Below are 15156 nucleotides of genomic sequence, written 5' to 3' on the forward strand. Positions count from 1 at the left end.
ATGAAGACCGGTGTTTCGCTCTACAGCTACCAGCAGTCGCACTTCTTCAAGGAGCTGACGCTGGAGGACCAGATCCGCGAAGTGGGTGAGAACCTGCCCGGCGCCGACGGCATCGAGATCGTCGACGAGATGTCCTTGCGCTATCCCGATCCCGGCGAGGCCTTCGTGGCCCAGTGGTTCGGCTGGATGGACAAGTACGGCACCGTGCCGGTGACGATGGACGTCTCGTTCGACGTCCTCCAGTTCCGCGACCACGTGATGGACCACGAGGAAGTGGCCGAGCGCCTGCGGCACGATATCCGCCTTGCCCACCGTCTCGGCTTCGCCAACGTGCGCGTGCTGTCCACCTGCCCGCTCGACGTGATGGTCAGGGCGCTGCCCGAGATCGAACGGCTCGGCATGCGGCTTGGCAAGGAAGTCCACCAGCCGATGGCGCTCGAAGGCCAGCAGGTGACCGAGATCATCGACTATGCCGAGAAGCATGCGACGAACGCCATCGGCATCGTCCCGGACTTCGGCATCTTCGGCTTTCGCCCCACCGAAGTCCTGCTTGCCCAGTACGAGCGGCGCGGCGCTAAGCGCAATGCCAGCGATGCCGCGGTCGAACTCTCCGCACTGCTGCGCGCAGGGCAGGGGCCCTTCGATTTCGCCGACATCGCCAGGCAGACCGCCGGCAACCTGCGTAGCGAGTTCAAGCGCTTCTTCACCACCGGCGAAAGCATCCCCGCTCTTAAGGGCCCGTTCGAGGCCCTGCGCGCCTTTGCCGACGAACGCGTACCGCAGCCCAGCGAGCTTGACTACATCGTTGTGGCCGAGGCGATCATGCAGTCGCATACCTCGTTCGACACGATGCGCCAGCTGACCGGCCACGTCGTCAGCTGCCACGGCAAGTTCAACAACATGTCTGAAATTCCCGGTCGTCCGGGCGAGTATCACGACCTTGCGATTGACTACGAAGGCGCGATCAAGGCACTCAAGGACGGTGGGTACGAGGGCTACATCAACACCGAATATGAAGGTCAGCGCTATTCGCAGGACCGCAGCCGCGCCGAGATGATGGACGAAGTGGATCAGGTCCGCCGTCACCACGAAATGCTGCGGCGCCTGATCGCAGCATGACGCAAGGCCCACGCCTCGTCGCTTACGTTGGTTCCTATGGCTGCGCGCCTGGCGCAGCCGGGGGCGGCATCTATGCCTTCGATGCCGCGCCCGACGGCAGCAGCTTGACGCAGCTGTCGCGCGTCAGTGAACCGAAGGAAGCGGGCTATCTCGTCTATGCGCCGCAGACGCGCACACTCTATGCTGTGGACGAGCGCAAGACCGATGGGCGCGGGCCGGTCGAGCCGCCTGCCGCCGTCCATGCCTTTGGCGTCGACGGCGTGACGGGCGAACTCACCTTACTGAATACGCAGCTGGCGCCGGGGCCGAGGCCGACGTTCCTTGACTACGATGCCGTCTCGCGCTCGCTGGTCTGTGCCAACCATGGCGATTTCCAGCATGTCGAGAAGGTGCGCTGCCTGCCGGATGGATCGTGGTCGACCGAATACGTCTACGACGATTCGACGGTGTTGCTCTATGGCCTCGAAACTGATGGCAGCATCGGTGCGCTGCGCGATCTGCATGTCTTCGAAGGGCAGGGCAAGGATCCGAATTTTTCCCCTCAGAACGGCGGTCATGCGCAGTCCAGTCCACATGCGCACTGCGCGGTGATCGATCCCTCCGGTCGCTTCGTGCTCGTCTGCGACAAGGGCACCGACCGCATCCACACATTCCGCCTGGGTGATCGGCTGGAGCTTGTCTCCACGCTGCAGATGGAGCCAGAAACCGGGGCGCGGCATGTCGCCTTCGATCCGTCGGGTAGGCTGGCCTTTGCCACGCTGGAGTTCGCCTCGGAGTTGGCGGCCCTGGCATTCGATCCCGAAACCGGCGCGTTTACTTTGCTTGACCGGATTTCAACGATCGTCACCGATCCCGGCCGCATCAACGAACCTGCGGAGGTGCGCGTGCACCATCACAGCGGCCGCATCTACGTGAACAATCGGGGCGAGGATTCGCTCGCGTGGTTCGCGTTCGAGGACGGGAGGCTGGTGTGGCAGGGCGCGGTGCCGCTTGCCCGCTCCATCCACCCCGGCCTTGCCGCGCGCAGCTTCACGTTCGACCCTACCGGCAGCTTCGTGCTGGTGGCGGACCGTTCGGCGCATGTGGTGCGCTCCTATGCGGTCGATGCCAGGACCGGCGCGCTGACCTGGCAGACGCAGGCACAAGTTCCCGATCCCGCCGTCATCGCGTTCGCGCAGCTTTGGTGAAGGCGGGACCGGATGACAGGAGAATTCGTTTGAGCGTAGCTGCACACAGGGCTTTGCGGGTAGCCATCCTGGGCGCCGGAATGATCGGTGAGGTTCACCGCCGTGCTGCCCTGCTGGGAGGTGGTGAGATTGTCGGCGTTATGGCATCCTCGCCTGCGCGATCAGCGGATGCGGCGGCAGGTTGGGACACGCAGGCGATCGGATCGCTGGAGGAACTTGCCAGACTGGATCTCGATGTGGTCCACGTCTGCAGCCCCAACAGCCTTCACGCCGTGCATGTCGAGGCGGCGTTGGCGGCCGGCGCGCATGTGATCTGCGAGAAGCCGCTCGCCGTCGGCACCGACGAGGCGCTGCACCTGCACACCCTTGCGGCTGAGGCAGGCCGGATAGCCACCGTGCCCTTCGTCTACCGCTTCCACCCGCTCGTGCGCGAGATCCGTGCGCGGCGCGAGGCGGGCGAGTTCGGCGCATGGCAACTTCTCCATGGCAGCTATCTTCAGGACTGGCTGCTTTCGCCCGGCACCACCAGTTGGCGCGTTGATGCAGCCAAGGGCGGGCGCAGCCGAGCCTTCGCCGATATTGGCTCGCACTGGTGCGACCTCATGGAATTCGTCACAGGCGAGCGGATCGCGTCAGTCACGGCGGCGATGACGATCACTGTGCCCGAACGCCCGGCGGCTTCGCAGGCCAGCTTCTCGGGCGATGCTGCGGCGGGACCATTGGTCAAAGTCGATACAGAGGATGCTGCCACCATTATGTTCCGCACAGCCTCGGGCGTTCTGGGTAGCGCGGTGATCTCTCAAGTCTCGGCGGGCCGCAAGAACCGCCTGTGGTTCGAATTCGACGGGGCGCACAAGTCCGCCGTCTTCGACCAGGAGAACCCCGAGACGGTCTGGCTTGGCACCGAGGATTCTGCCGAAACACTGTTCCGCAGCCCGGGTACGGGCGCTGCCGATGCGCGCCGCCTTTCCAGCCTGCCGCCGGGCCATGCGCAGGGCTACGCGCAGTGCTTCGAGAACTTCGTGGCCGATACTTATGCCGCCGTGCGCGGAGAGGTGCCTTCGGGCCTGCCGACATTCGCCGACGGGCTGCGCTCCGCGCGCATCATCGATGCGGTGATCCAGTCCGCAGATACCCGATCCTGGGTCGATGTACCCGCCGCCTGATCAGAGGAAGACCATCATGACGCAAGCCGCGCTTCCCGTTACCCTGTTCACCGGCCAGTGGGTCGACCTTCCGCTGGAGCAAGTAGCCGAATACGCCGCGCAGTGGGGGTATGACGGCATCGAACTTGCCTGTTCGGGCGAGCACCTCGACATCTGGCGAGCCGCCGAGGACGCTGCTTACCTCGCTTCGCGCCGCGAGATCCTCGACCGGCACGGGTTGAAGCTCTACGCGATTTCCAACCACCTGACCGGGCAGGCGGTATGCGACGATCCCATCGATTTTCGCCATCAGGCGATCGTGCGGCCCAAGGTTTGGGGCGATGACGACGGTGAGGGCGTGCGCACCCGCGCAGCCGAAGAGATGAAGCTTACGGCCAAGGTTGCGCGCAAGCTGGGCGTCGATACCGTAGTCGGCTTCACCGGCTCGAAGATCTGGCAATACGTGGCGAGGTTCCCGCCGGTGCCGGACGATGTGATCGAGGACGGCTATGCCGACTTCGCACGGCGCTGGAACCCGATCCTCGATGTGTTCGACGAGGAGGGCGTGCGCTTCGCCCACGAAGTCCACCCCAGCGAGATCGCCTACGATTACTGGTCGAGCGTAAAGGCATTGGAGGCGCTGGGTCACCGCAAGGCGTTCGGGTTCAACTGGGATCCCTCGCATATGATGTGGCAGAACATCGATCCGGTGGGCTTCATCTGGGATTTCAAGGACCGCATCTACCACGTCGACTGCAAGGACACCCGCCTGCGCCCGAAGAACGGGCGTGCGGGCGTGATGGGATCGCACCTCGCTTGGGGCGATCCGCGCCGGGGCTGGGACTTCGTCTCGACCGGGCATGGCGACGTGCCCTGGGAGGATTCCTTCCGTGCTCTTCGCGCCATCGGCTACGACGGGCCGATTTCGATCGAGTGGGAGGATGCCGGCATGGACCGCCTGCACGGTGCTGCCGAGGCGGTCGGCTTCGTGCGCTCGCTGCTGTGGAAGCGGCCCGAGGTCCGCTTCGATGCGGCCTTCGCGAGGAACCAGGAATAACCGCTCCCCATCCTCCTCCGGGAAGCGGTAGAACGCCCTGCGGCCGATGGTCGTAGGGCGTTCTTATTTTGCCCCTTCGAGCGTTTTGATCAGGACCGACCGGAACAGTTCGTGTTGTGTCGAAGAAGGCCGCGATCTGTGCATGGATATGCCGATCTGGCGCACTGCATCGGGGAAGTCCGAGGACAAAGTCTGCAATCTGTTCCGGAGGGCTTCGCGCTGTCTGCGAGAATAGGTCAGCAGGCCGATGGCGTCGCTCTGGCGGATCATGTCCTCCGCCAATGGGAACGTGACCATCTCGCAGATCTGGGCGGGAGGAGCCATGCCGCGCCCCAGAAAGAAGGCTTCGAAGAACCGCCGCGTCGGCGTGCCATGCGGGCCGACGACCCAGGATGCGGCGACCAGATCGGCGCAGTCAGCACGGCGATCGGCGAGAGGGTGTCTGGGGCGCACGAGCAGCGTCAGATGCTCTTCGAGCAGCGGATGTTCCTGCAGCCAGTCGATTGCGCCATCGCCGCGCAAGGGGCCGAGTATCATGTCGATCTCACCGCGCCGAAGAGCTTCGGTCAGCGCGGTGTAACTGCCCGTCACGGCCTGAAGCTGCAGGTGCGGATAGTCCCGGGTGAGGATGGCGAAGGTCTCGACGACGATGCCCTGTTCGGAAAACGGCAGGAGGCCCACTGCAACGCGCCCGGTCACTTGGCCATCCAATGACGCGAGTGCGGCGGTCATCGTCGCCAGTTCCACATGCAGATCGTCCCTAAGCGCACACAGGACCGGCACGCTGGAGGTAGCCGTCATCCCGGTGGCAGTGCGCAGGAATGGGGGCTGGCCGATCGCGGCTCCCGCCTGCGCCAGAGTACGGCTCACGGTAGGTTGCGATATGCCCAGAGAGTTCGCGGCGGCGGAGGCGCTGCCCGCGTGGCGCACCGCATCGAGCACGTCGAGGATGAACCATGTGAGATGATAGCCAAGATCGCCGGTCCGCACGCCGTTGATTGCCAGCGCCTCACCGCACTGGACGATCCGTGCCATCATCCGGCGTGCGTGAGTTATCACCACAATGCCCGCGGAGGTCGGCTCCATGCCATTCCACCCGCGCTGGAACAGGGTGCGACCGAACGCACGCTCGGCATCATCGATCTGTCGAGACAGGCTGCTCTGGCTGATCGCGAGTTGGCGGCTGGCCCGGACCAGGCTCGCATTGTCCGCAACCGCGCCGATCGCCCGCAACTGCTTGATGGAGATGAGGGGAGAACGGTCCACCATTTCCGAACGATGCGAGCTTTATACGAATAATGCAAGGCATCTTCCTCACAATGCATAAGCGCGCTGGGGGCGGAGGCTCTATCTCCGCCAACAGGCAAGGAGCGGCACCGTCGGCATGGTCCGACCCGTCGCAGTGGAGAGGACATGCAGGACAAGTACCTGAATGCGATTGTCGTGGGCCGTCGTGCCCTGACCGATCGGATCACCGAAATTCTCATCGCCGCGCAGGATGGTCGCGCCCTGCCTCCTGCCGAGGCGGGCAGTCATATCGAGCTGCGCTTTGGTGGTGAAGACGGCCGCTTCCTGCGGCACTATTCGGTGGTCGGTGCCCTGACGGCGGGCAGCGCGCCCGAGCCTTTCTGGCGCATCGCGGTTCAGCGTGAGAATCGCGCGCGGGGTTCGGCCTTCATTCACGGTAACTTCGTCGTCGGCACACATTTGCGCGTGTCGCGGCCGCTCAACGCGTTTCGGCTGATGCGACATCGGCCGAAGACCCTGCTCATCGCGGGCGGTATCGGCATCACTCCGATCTTCGCGATGGCCCGCTCGCTCGACGCCCGTCACGAGAATTTCAGCGCCGTCTATGTCGGCCTTGAGCGCGCGACGATGGCCTATGTCGACGAGCTGGAAACGCTATGTGGCGATCGGCTTTCCGTGGTCCAGACCGAGTACGACGGCATTCCCGACCTGAAGGCGCTGCTGGCGAAGCAGCCCGAAGGTGCGCAGGTCTACGTCTGCGGCCCCGGCGGGATGATCGAGGCGCTGGTGGCGGCAGCGGCGGAGCTTGGCTGGGCGCCGGATCGCATCCGCTATGAAGTCTTCAATGCCGCGCACAGTCCCGAGGACGAGGGCTTCGAGGTGCGCCTCAAGGATGGCATGACGATCCCGATCGGTGCAGGCATGACCATCCTCGATGCGCTCGAAGCACGGGGTGTGGAGACGTACGCCGATTGCCGTCGCGGCGAATGCGGGCTGTGCACCACCGCGGTCATCGCCTGCGACGGCGAACTCGACCACCGCGACCATTTCTTCAGCGACGAGGACAAGGCCGAAGGGCGCCAGATGACCATCTGCTGCTCGCGCATTCGCGGCCGCGTGCTCGAACTCGACATTTGATCCAAGGAGAGGACGTACCCATGGCTACGATCGCCCCCCAGCCGCCTAAGCGCCAGCTCAGCGACAACGACATCTTCGCGGCCATGGAGCCGCACGATTCCGGCGCCTTCGCCAACAACACGACACCGCTGATCCGCAACACCTGGTACGCCTGCGCGCGTTCGACCGAGATCGGTCGCACCCCGCTCGCGCGCAAGTTCCTCGGCGTCGATGTCGTGCTGTACCGCACGCTCGATGGCCAGCCGGTGGCGATGCGCAACCGCTGCCCGCACCGCTCCTTCCCGCTCGCCAGGGGCAAGCTGCTGGGCGACAAGCTGGTCTGCGGGTATCATGGCATGGAATTCGGCACCGATGGTGTCTGTTCCAAGTTGCCGGCACTCGCCAATGTCCCGGCGACTGCCTCCGTTCGTACCTTCCCGATCGCCGATCGCGGTCCGCTGACGTGGATCTGGATGGGATCGCCGGACCTCGCGGATGAGGCGCTGATCCCCGACACCTGGTGGCTCAGTGACCCCAACTGGGGCACCGTCACCGGCGATTTCCACATCAATGCCGATTATGTCGGAATGCACGAGAACCTGATCGACCAGACGCATTTCCCGTTCCTGCACCCCGACACGGTCGGCACGCCCGAGTACGCCCGCTCGAAGCTGACTGCCTCGACCGAGAGCAACCAAGTGGTGATCCGCCGCGAACTGCTGAACTGTGCGCCTCCGGGTGTCTACGGCAAGCCCGCAGACATCATGGACAAGCGCGTGGATCGCACTTCGGAAGCGCGTTTCGTTTCGCCCGCACTGCACACCGCCTATGCGCGGGTGCGTGTGCACGAGCCGGACGAAGGCAAGCCCGGCCTCTACCGCTACAATATCACGCACGTCTTCACCCCTGAGACGAACAACTCGATCCATTACTGGTGGTTCAACTCGCGCGATTACCTGCCCGAGGACGAGGCCATCGATACCTTCATGCTCGAGGCGCACACCCAGGCCTATTCCGAGGACGTCGAGGCGCTGGAGTGGATCAACGAAGTGGTCCGTACCGATGGTGAGGAACAGTTCGACCTCAGTTTCGCGCCTGATAAGCCTGGGCTTATGGCTCGTCGCATAATGTATAAGCTGGCGATGGGCGAAGCGCGCTAACGACCAGCTCGGCTCGGGCATAACGACCGTTGGATGGTCGGATTGTGGCGAGCAAGACAGAGGATTCCATGGCCACCATCATTGGCGCGATCGCCACTTCGCACACGCCTACAATCGGTTTCGCGCTCGACGCGAACAAGCAGGCAGACCCGGCCTGGAAGCCGATCTTCGATGCCTACGAGCCGATCCGCGAATGGATCCAAGAGAAGCGTCCCGACGTGATGTTCATGATCTATAACGATCACATCACCTCGTTTTTCTTTGATCATTATTCCGCGTTCTGCCTTGGTGTCGATGACAGCTATCCTGTGGCGGACGAAGGTGGCGGCCCGCGTCCGATGCCCGCGATCGATGGTCATGCCGAACTGTCACGCCATATCGTCCAGTCGCTTATGGCCGAGGAATTCGATATGAGCACGTTCCGGAACAAGGGGCTGGACCACGGCATATTCTCGCCGCTCTCGGTGCTGATGGAACATGATGGAGAGGGCTGGCCGACGCAGATCGTGCCGCTGCAGGTCGGCGTGCTGCAGTTCCCGATCCCCTCGGCGCTGCGCTGCTGGAAGCTGGGCCAGGCGCTGCGCCGCGCGATCGAAAGCTATCCTGAGGACATCAAGGTTGCCATCGTCGCCACCGGCGGCCTGTCGCATCAGGTCCATGGCGAGCGCTGCGGCTTCAACAACACGCCCTGGGACGAGCAGTTCCTTGACTTGCTGGAGAACGATCCTGTCTGTCTGACCCGCCTGACCCATGCCGATTATGCCCGGCTCGGTGGGATGGAAGGCTCCGAGGTCATCATGTGGCTGGTGATGCGCGGGGCCCTGTCTGCGCGGGTACGCAAGGTTCATCAGAGCTATTACCTGCCGTCGATGTGCGCGATCGCCACCGCAATCTACGAGAACGTCGCCGAGCCGATGCCGGAACGGGTCGCGATAGAACACCGTGCGCGCATGGATCAGCAGCTTGCCGGTGCCGAGGAGCTTGAAGGCACTTATCCCTACACCCTCGAGCGCAGCGCAAGGGGCTGGAAAATCAACAAGTTCCTGCACGGTCTGATCGAGCCGGAGGCACGGGCGCGGTTCCAGGCCGATCAGGATGCGGTGCTGGCGGAGGCCGACCTTACCGATCACGAACGCGACCTCATCCGAAGGCGCGACTGGCGGGGGCTGATCCACTACGGCGCGATCTTCTTCCTGCTGGAGAAGCTGGGCGCGATGAGCGGCGTCCCCAATCCCGCGATCTACGCGGCGATGCGCGGACAGTCGCTGGAGGACTTCCAGAAGACCCGGAATCAGCAGGTCTCCTATGGAGTTGCCGCCCCCGCTGGCGGCTGAACCCGAGCAGCGCACAGCGGCACTCAACGGCACCCAAGAAAACCCAACGATACCAACAGCAGCCGCCGACCGCCGCCCGAGCGCGGCATGTCGGCGGCTGGGGAGACAGCAATGGAAGACCCCCGCGCCATAATCGCGCGTGAGCCGATGCACCATCGGCAAGTGCTCACCGTGGCGGTCGCGACCGCCCTGAACGCGCTCGACGGATTCGATGTCCTGTCGATCAGCTTCGCATCGCCGGGTATCGCCCGCGACTGGGGGATCACCCGCGCCGCGCTGGGCGCGGTGCTGTCGATGGAACTGATCGGCATGGGCATCGGCGCCTTCGTGCTGGGCAGCATCGCCGATCGCATCGGTCGCCGCCCGACCATCCTGGTCTGCCTTGCGATCATGGGACTGGGCATGGCGCTCGCCTCGACCGCCGGGGACGTCACCACGCTATCGCTGTTCCGGCTGTTCACCGGCCTCGGCATCGGCGGCATGCTGGCGGCGACCGGCGCCATCGTCGCCGAATGTTCGAACGCGCGGCGGCGCAACCTTTCGGTGGCGATCATGGCGGGCGGCTATCCTATCGGCGCGATCGTCGGCGGCAGCATCGCCTCGGTCCTGCTCGAAGTCACCGGGCGCTGGCAGTCGGTGTTCGAGTTCGGCGCGGTGATGACGCTGTGCTTCATCCCGCTGGTCATCAAGCTGGTGCCCGAGACGATCGCCTTCCTGCTGCACAAGCGTCCCGCCAATGCGCTGGACAGGATCAACCGTACGATGGTGCGCCAGGGCCGCGCGCCGCTGGCTGACCTTCCGCCGGTCGAGGAGCGCCCCGCCGGTCCCGGCCTCGCGCAGCTGTTCGGCCCCGGCGTGCGCACGATGACGCTGTTGCTCACGCTGGTCTACTTCGGCCACATGATGAGTTTCTACTTCTTCGTGAAGTGGATCCCCAAGATCATCGTCGACATGGGCTTTGCCGCGGCCTCCGCCGGCGGCGTGCTGGTCTGGGCCAATGTCGGCGGCGCGCTCGGATCGCTGAGCGTGAGCCTTGCCAGCCAGCGCGTCGGCGTGCGCCCGCTGGTGGCGGGCGCGATGTGCTGCGGCGCGGTGGCGATCTGCGTGTTCGGCTACTGGCCTACGACGATCGCCACGCTATCGATCATGGCCGGCATCGGCGGCTTCTTCACCAATGGCGCGACGGCGGGACTCTATGCGGTGATCGCCCAGTGCTTCCCGGCGCACTTGCGCGCGGGCGGGACCGGCCTCGTCATCGGCGTCGGCCGGGCGGGTGCGGCACTTGGCCCGGTCCTCGCCGGGCTGCTGTTCACGGCGGGCTGGTCGCTGGGACCGGTCGCCACGATCATGGCGCTGGGTACGCTGGTCGCCGGGATCGTGCTGATGATGCTGCGTTATCGGGAAAGCGCCATCGCCTGAGGCGCGCCGCGCCGGCGTTTTTCCGCCCAACCCAACAACACGATCAGGCCGGTGCGGCAAGGCACCGGCCACCGGGGAGTCATGTCATGCCCGCTCGTCACCGTTTTACCCGCTCGCCCGCGCGCTTCCTGCTCGGCGCGGCATTGGCCTGCAGCCTTCCGGGCCTGGCGTCCGCGCAAGTCGGCCCCGCGCCCGAGCCGCTTGCGCCGCCGGTGCCCGAGCCCGTTCCCGGCGGCATTCCCGCCAAGTCCGGCGTACCCCAGAGCCTGCGCTGGACCGAGGATTGGACCGCCGCCAACGATCCCGAATATCGCCGCAAGAACCCGGTCGAGCGCCTGCGTTACATCCCGCTGGGGCCCGACGACCTCTATCTCTCGGTCGGCGGCGAGATGCGCTATTACTACCAGAACTGGACGCACCAGAACCTCGGGGCGAGCGCGGACGACGGCAACAGGAACCTTGGCCAGCGCCTGCGCCTGGTCACCGACCTGCACCTGACGCCCTACGCGCACATCTTCTCCGAACTCGGGCACAACAAGGAGTACGACGCGACCCGGGCCACGCCGCCCAACCGCGACAAGCTGGAATTCCAGCAGATCTTCGCCGACGTGACGATCCCGATCGGCGAGGACGCGCTCGTCACCCTGCGCCCGGGCCGCTTCGAGATGCCGCTGGGCAACGGCAAGCTGGTGGGCCTGCGCGACGGCACCAATGTCCGCTTCACCTATCAGGGCCTGCGTGGCACGTTCATCCTCAAGCACAAGCTGCGGATCGATGCCTTCGCGGTGCGGCCCATGCAACTGCTGACCGGCTCGTTCGACGACAAGGCCAACCCCGACCGCCACTTCAACGGCGTGACGGTGTCGGCCGCCAAGGGCCTGCTGCTCCCCGACACGCAGATCGACGTCTACCACTACGACGTCTTCAACAAGGTCGCAAAATTCGCGTTGCTGACCGGCGAGGAGCACCGCCGGAGCTGGGGCGTCCACGTCACCGGCAAGAGCGGCGCGTGGGACTACGATGCGGAGGGCACGTACCAGACTGGCAGCTTCGCTGGAGATCGCATCCGCGCCTGGGGCTTCAACAGCGACCTCGGCTATAGCCTTCCCGCGACGACACCGCTCAAGCCCCGCGTGGGCGTGCGCTTCGATGCCTTCACCGGCGACGGCAAGGCTAACAACGGCACGCTGGGCACATTCGCACCGCCCGCGCCGCGGCTGCCTCTGTTCGGGGACGCGGGCTACCTCAACTTCTCGAACATCATCGATCTCTACCCCAACCTGACGCTCAAGCCCGCCAAGTCGCTGACGCTGGTGGCCGGACCGGAATTCTTCTGGCGCGAGACCAAGAACGACGCGACTTATGCGGGGCCGACCAACTATCCGGGCATCCGGCCGGTCGGTTCGTCCTACGTCGGCACCGGCTACAACCTGCAGGCCGACTGGATCGTCACCAAGAACCTCAGCTACCGCTTCTTCTTCACCCGCTGGATCGCCAGCGAGGCCTTCAAGGCCGGCGGCGGCACAAGCTCGGACTACATCGGGGTGTGGCAGCAGTTCCGGTTCTGATTGTCGAGAGCCTGCATTGCATCGCAGCTTGGGAGACGCTGTTAGTGATGCGATCCAAGCGCATGCATCTGCAAATCATCAGGTTACATGCAAGAGAACGTCCGAGCCACCATCCGCCTAGTTGCTGATTATGCGATGGCAGCTTTGCTTAATGCGGTCTATAAACCGGAAGGACTGCAAACGGCCACTCGGGGTCATTTCTTAATGACATTAGGAATGGCAGAAATGGGGGCGGCAGCCGCTGGACCGCTTGCCGATTAAAATCTTGTAAGGCTGCCATTCCGGTTCCGGCGACCGGCTTTGCGGCTCCTGATGACCGGGAGGGGTGGTTCCCTGCCATTGCCAGTCCGCCTTGTGAAGGATCACCGTTGCGGTGGACCACGCCCTAAATCCGGCATAAAAGACAATGAAAGACCCTCTTGGGTCTGAAATCCCTTAATTCTACAAAGTCGAGGGTCTATATCCAACAACGATCCAGCGTAATCGCTGTCGTTTTCATTCCGAAACGCTACTGAAACATACCGACTTTCTTTGAAGGCTTCGTCTTTAACGACTTTTAGCTTTTCAATATCCATTGAATAAAGCTGGCTAGTTTTATCAAGAGCCAAACCTCTTACGTCACAACCTGCACCGTTTTTCGCGCAGCTGACTGTCAATGCAACGGCGACAGCGGATACGGCTGCGAAGTAAAATTGGGATCGCTCACGATGCGGCATGGCTTGAAGATAACCGAAGATGGAATGTCTGCAACGGGGCGTCTGCCGGCCGGCAGCTTTCCCGATTAAATTATTGTAAGGCAGTCATTCCGCTTCCGGGGACCGGCCCGCCGAGCGTTTCCAAGCTTGTGTTGCCGCCACCCGTTGAACCCGCCCGGGTAGAGGCATGTTAAAATGCCGGTTCCGCATCTTGGCAGTCTCCCCATTCGAACGAAGATCGCGAACGTATTCCAGCGTCCTGCCTATGAGGCGATGACGATGCGAACAAGTACGCCAGAGGGAAGAATTGGAGCCGAGTTGGTGGGAAATGACCACAGAGCGTACAATGAGTTGGCGAGGGGCGCTACACCCCTCGCGCTACCAGAACCTGATCAGCCTTGGTCGTCTTCTTCCTCGTCTTCCTGACGTTCATCATGCCAGTAAACGAAGTTGAATAGGGCATCGAGTTCAGTGAAACTCGACAAGTGGAGCTTGTTACGCACTTCCTTCGCCCGATCACAATATAACTGATAGAGGTCAGGGCTCACATTGTCCTTCGCAGGCTGAGGCGGGAATTCCTGAAATCCAGCGATACGAAGCCCGGAGACTGAGTTTTGGTTCATCACAGCGAACCGCTCATTGTCCAGTGAGTGTAGAATTTCTGTCAGCAGGTTTATGCCTGCGCCCTTGATACCCTTGAAGTGGGTCAGCAGGATTTCGAAGGCTTGTCGTGGTTCGACTTCGGCATTGTTGACGATCTCAGTCACGGCAGCGGAGAACTCGGCAGGGAAGGCTGCGACGAAGGACTTTCCGCGCTTGAGGCCGCCCGAATGGAATGCTGAAATCAGTGCATCGTAGCGCTGCGGAAATTGCTGAGCCGGATCATTCGGCCAAGCAGCCATCTCCATAAGGTGAGTTCTAGCGGTCGCCCGAGTTTCACGCCTGATGGCCATATCGCTATCGAAGCGAGAGTTGGGTGAACCCTCCCTCATCATCTTGAGGAACTCGGTCAAGGTGTAGAATGAATTCCCGGTCGAGAATACTGTGTTTTTGGCCTTCCTCTTTGCTAGCCGCATCGCTGCGGTAAAGACCTCATGCTCGTATGCGTACCGGTCAATAACTTCCTTGGTCGCGGGTATTAGCACCTCGTCATCGATGAGTTGGTCGAAATGTCCGGTGACAGAAGGCATCATCTCGGATGTCGCATCGTCGATAAGGATGGAGGCCTCGTAGTTCCCAGAAAGCCCGCCCTTAGTGAAGTTCGCGGAGCCCACGAGCAGTTTGCAACCATTTGGGTAACGGAATGCATAGATTTTCGGATGGAACGTTTCATCAGCATCGCTGACGAACAATTCCAACAGGCTGCCGGGCTTTGAGGCGATCTTCCAGAGTTCGATAAGAAGCGTAGGGTCGGTGTGATAGAAGTCGAGGCCGATCCCCATTCGGGCGCGCATACCTCGCGCAAGCGCTGTTTTGAGAACCGTCTTGAAGTCCTTCCATGCGGACATCTTGGCGAACGCCACCATGCATTCAAAGGAACGCGCCTTCTCGAACAACCCGGTGATCGCTGACTTGTGATCGCGACCGTCTTCAACGTTGAACAGAAGTTTCGACTTATACTGTTTCGCCATATCACCCCCAAAATCGGAGCCGAATAGCGCTAAGAGTGCTGCAGTGGAAGGCGTGGATTTTTACGGATGATCACGCGCTGGCCTGCGCGCGCGCCGTATAAATACCTCCATGGCCCGTCCCACCCCCACCTTTACGATGATGATAGACAGACCGGCGAGAGCGGTTTCTGCGACCTGAAAATATTCTCCCCCTACGCAGTATCCAAACCTTGATGGTCTCGATCCCGATAAAGTGGCCCAGCGCTAGCTTGCGGAACGTGCGCCGGGCCCAGGTTTTCACGTCAACCATGACTTGTTCCTCAGGATAGGAACGTCTTGGAGATCCGCTTGGTTTACGTGGCTCACGCGCCGATCGGCGGAGGCTCAAAAATGCGTAAGGGATAGCTGCAGTTGATCGTCCTGTTTCGGCTCGGTGTTGGCCAACCGTGCGATCCTCGCCGCATCAGACCGGTCGTTGTCCTCGATGCAGACAAGATC

13 protein-coding genes are annotated in these 15156 nt (G+C 62.9%); 10 read left to right on the forward strand and 3 right to left on the reverse strand.

Features of this window, described 5'->3' with window-relative positions:
- Genes LH128_RS30885 through LH128_RS30900 form a run of 4 tightly spaced genes read left to right on the forward strand, consistent with a single transcriptional unit; the run spans position 1 to position 4508 of the window.
- The gene (locus tag LH128_RS30885; RefSeq protein WP_008833624.1) at positions 1-1119 is read left to right on the forward strand and encodes a xylose isomerase; all 1119 of its coding nucleotides are present in this window, start codon (positions 1-3) and stop codon (positions 1117-1119) included.
- On the forward strand, positions 1116-2306 hold the full coding sequence (locus tag LH128_RS30890) for a lactonase family protein (protein WP_008833625.1): 1191 nt from the start codon (positions 1116-1118) through the stop codon (positions 2304-2306). The genes LH128_RS30885 and LH128_RS30890 overlap by 4 nt, the downstream gene beginning before the upstream one ends.
- Positions 2307-2335: 29 nt before the next feature.
- Positions 2336-3472: a Gfo/Idh/MocA family protein gene (locus LH128_RS30895; RefSeq protein ID WP_083274904.1), complete on the forward strand. Its 1137-nt coding sequence runs from the start codon at positions 2336-2338 to the stop codon at positions 3470-3472.
- A gap of 16 nt (positions 3473-3488) precedes the next feature.
- Positions 3489-4508, forward strand: a complete 1020-nt coding sequence (locus tag LH128_RS30900) for a sugar phosphate isomerase/epimerase family protein (protein WP_008833627.1) — start codon at positions 3489-3491, stop codon at positions 4506-4508.
- Positions 4509-4571: 63 nt separating this feature from the next.
- Here the strand turns inward: LH128_RS30900 and LH128_RS30905 are convergent, their stop codons facing one another.
- Positions 4572-5777 carry a LysR family transcriptional regulator gene (locus tag LH128_RS30905; protein WP_008833628.1) on the reverse strand — a complete coding sequence of 402 codons (1206 nt, stop codon included), beginning with the start codon at positions 5775-5777 and terminating at the stop codon, positions 4572-4574.
- Between the two features lie 144 nt (positions 5778-5921).
- On the opposite strand from LH128_RS30905, the gene LH128_RS30910 reads away from it, so the two are divergent.
- The 6 genes from LH128_RS30910 to LH128_RS33990 all read left to right on the forward strand — a co-directional run bounded on the left by LH128_RS30910 (position 5922) and on the right by LH128_RS33990 (position 12614).
- Positions 5922-6893 (forward strand): PDR/VanB family oxidoreductase, encoded by a 972-nt coding sequence (locus LH128_RS30910; protein ID WP_008833629.1) that lies wholly within the window; start codon positions 5922-5924, stop codon positions 6891-6893.
- A gap of 20 nt (positions 6894-6913) precedes the next feature.
- The gene (locus tag LH128_RS30915; protein WP_008833630.1) at positions 6914-8032 is read left to right on the forward strand and encodes an aromatic ring-hydroxylating dioxygenase subunit alpha; all 1119 of its coding nucleotides are present in this window, start codon (positions 6914-6916) and stop codon (positions 8030-8032) included.
- 68 nt (positions 8033-8100) lie between these two features.
- Positions 8101-9366 (forward strand): gallate dioxygenase, encoded by a 1266-nt coding sequence (locus LH128_RS30920; protein WP_008833631.1) that lies wholly within the window; start codon positions 8101-8103, stop codon positions 9364-9366.
- Between the two features lie 111 nt (positions 9367-9477).
- On the forward strand, positions 9478-10785 hold the full coding sequence (locus LH128_RS30925) for an MFS transporter (protein WP_008833632.1): 1308 nt from the start codon (positions 9478-9480) through the stop codon (positions 10783-10785).
- A gap of 86 nt (positions 10786-10871) precedes the next feature.
- Positions 10872-12353 carry an alginate export family protein gene (locus LH128_RS30930; RefSeq protein ID WP_008833633.1) on the forward strand — a complete coding sequence of 494 codons (1482 nt, stop codon included), beginning with the start codon at positions 10872-10874 and terminating at the stop codon, positions 12351-12353.
- Positions 12354-12440: 87 nt separating this feature from the next.
- Positions 12441-12614 carry a hypothetical protein gene (locus tag LH128_RS33990; RefSeq protein ID WP_156800044.1) on the forward strand — a complete coding sequence of 58 codons (174 nt, stop codon included), beginning with the start codon at positions 12441-12443 and terminating at the stop codon, positions 12612-12614.
- 101 nt (positions 12615-12715) lie between these two features.
- Here LH128_RS33990 and LH128_RS33995 read toward each other — a convergent pair whose 3' ends face one another.
- Together LH128_RS33995 and LH128_RS30935 are read right to left on the reverse strand one after the other, a co-directional pair.
- Positions 12716-13069: a hypothetical protein gene (locus LH128_RS33995; RefSeq protein ID WP_156800043.1), complete on the reverse strand. Its 354-nt coding sequence runs from the start codon at positions 13067-13069 to the stop codon at positions 12716-12718.
- Positions 13070-13440: 371 nt separating this feature from the next.
- Positions 13441-14679, reverse strand: coding sequence for a phospholipase D-like domain-containing protein (locus LH128_RS30935; RefSeq protein WP_008833634.1), 1239 nt, complete (start codon positions 14677-14679; stop codon positions 13441-13443).
- Between the last annotated feature and the right edge of the window lie 477 nt (positions 14680-15156).

Source organism: Sphingomonas sp. LH128 (assembly GCF_000293195.2).
In the GTDB taxonomy this organism is placed as follows: Bacteria; Pseudomonadota; Alphaproteobacteria; order Sphingomonadales; family Sphingomonadaceae; genus Novosphingobium; species Novosphingobium resinovorum_A.

Excerpts from the sequence above, each read along its gene's own strand:
- LH128_RS30885 (WP_008833624.1), top strand. The coding sequence starts at position 1 with ATGAAGACCGGTGTTTCGCTCTACAGCTACCAGCAGTCGCACTTCTTC.
- LH128_RS30890 (WP_008833625.1), top strand. The coding sequence starts at position 1,116 with ATGACGCAAGGCCCACGCCTCGTCGCTTACGTTGGTTCCTATGGCTGC.
- LH128_RS30900 (WP_008833627.1), top strand. The coding sequence starts at position 3,489 with ATGACGCAAGCCGCGCTTCCCGTTACCCTGTTCACCGGCCAGTGGGTC.
- LH128_RS30905 (WP_008833628.1), bottom strand. The coding sequence starts at position 5,777 with ATGGTGGACCGTTCTCCCCTCATCTCCATCAAGCAGTTGCGGGCGATC.
- LH128_RS30910 (WP_008833629.1), top strand. The coding sequence starts at position 5,922 with ATGCAGGACAAGTACCTGAATGCGATTGTCGTGGGCCGTCGTGCCCTG.
- LH128_RS30915 (WP_008833630.1), top strand. The coding sequence starts at position 6,914 with ATGGCTACGATCGCCCCCCAGCCGCCTAAGCGCCAGCTCAGCGACAAC.
- LH128_RS30920 (WP_008833631.1), top strand. The coding sequence starts at position 8,101 with ATGGCCACCATCATTGGCGCGATCGCCACTTCGCACACGCCTACAATC.
- LH128_RS30925 (WP_008833632.1), top strand. The coding sequence starts at position 9,478 with ATGGAAGACCCCCGCGCCATAATCGCGCGTGAGCCGATGCACCATCGG.
- LH128_RS30930 (WP_008833633.1), top strand. The coding sequence starts at position 10,872 with ATGCCCGCTCGTCACCGTTTTACCCGCTCGCCCGCGCGCTTCCTGCTC.
- LH128_RS33990 (WP_156800044.1), top strand. The coding sequence starts at position 12,441 with ATGCAAGAGAACGTCCGAGCCACCATCCGCCTAGTTGCTGATTATGCG.
- LH128_RS33995 (WP_156800043.1), bottom strand. The coding sequence starts at position 13,069 with ATGCCGCATCGTGAGCGATCCCAATTTTACTTCGCAGCCGTATCCGCT.
- LH128_RS30935 (WP_008833634.1), bottom strand. The coding sequence starts at position 14,679 with ATGGCGAAACAGTATAAGTCGAAACTTCTGTTCAACGTTGAAGACGGT.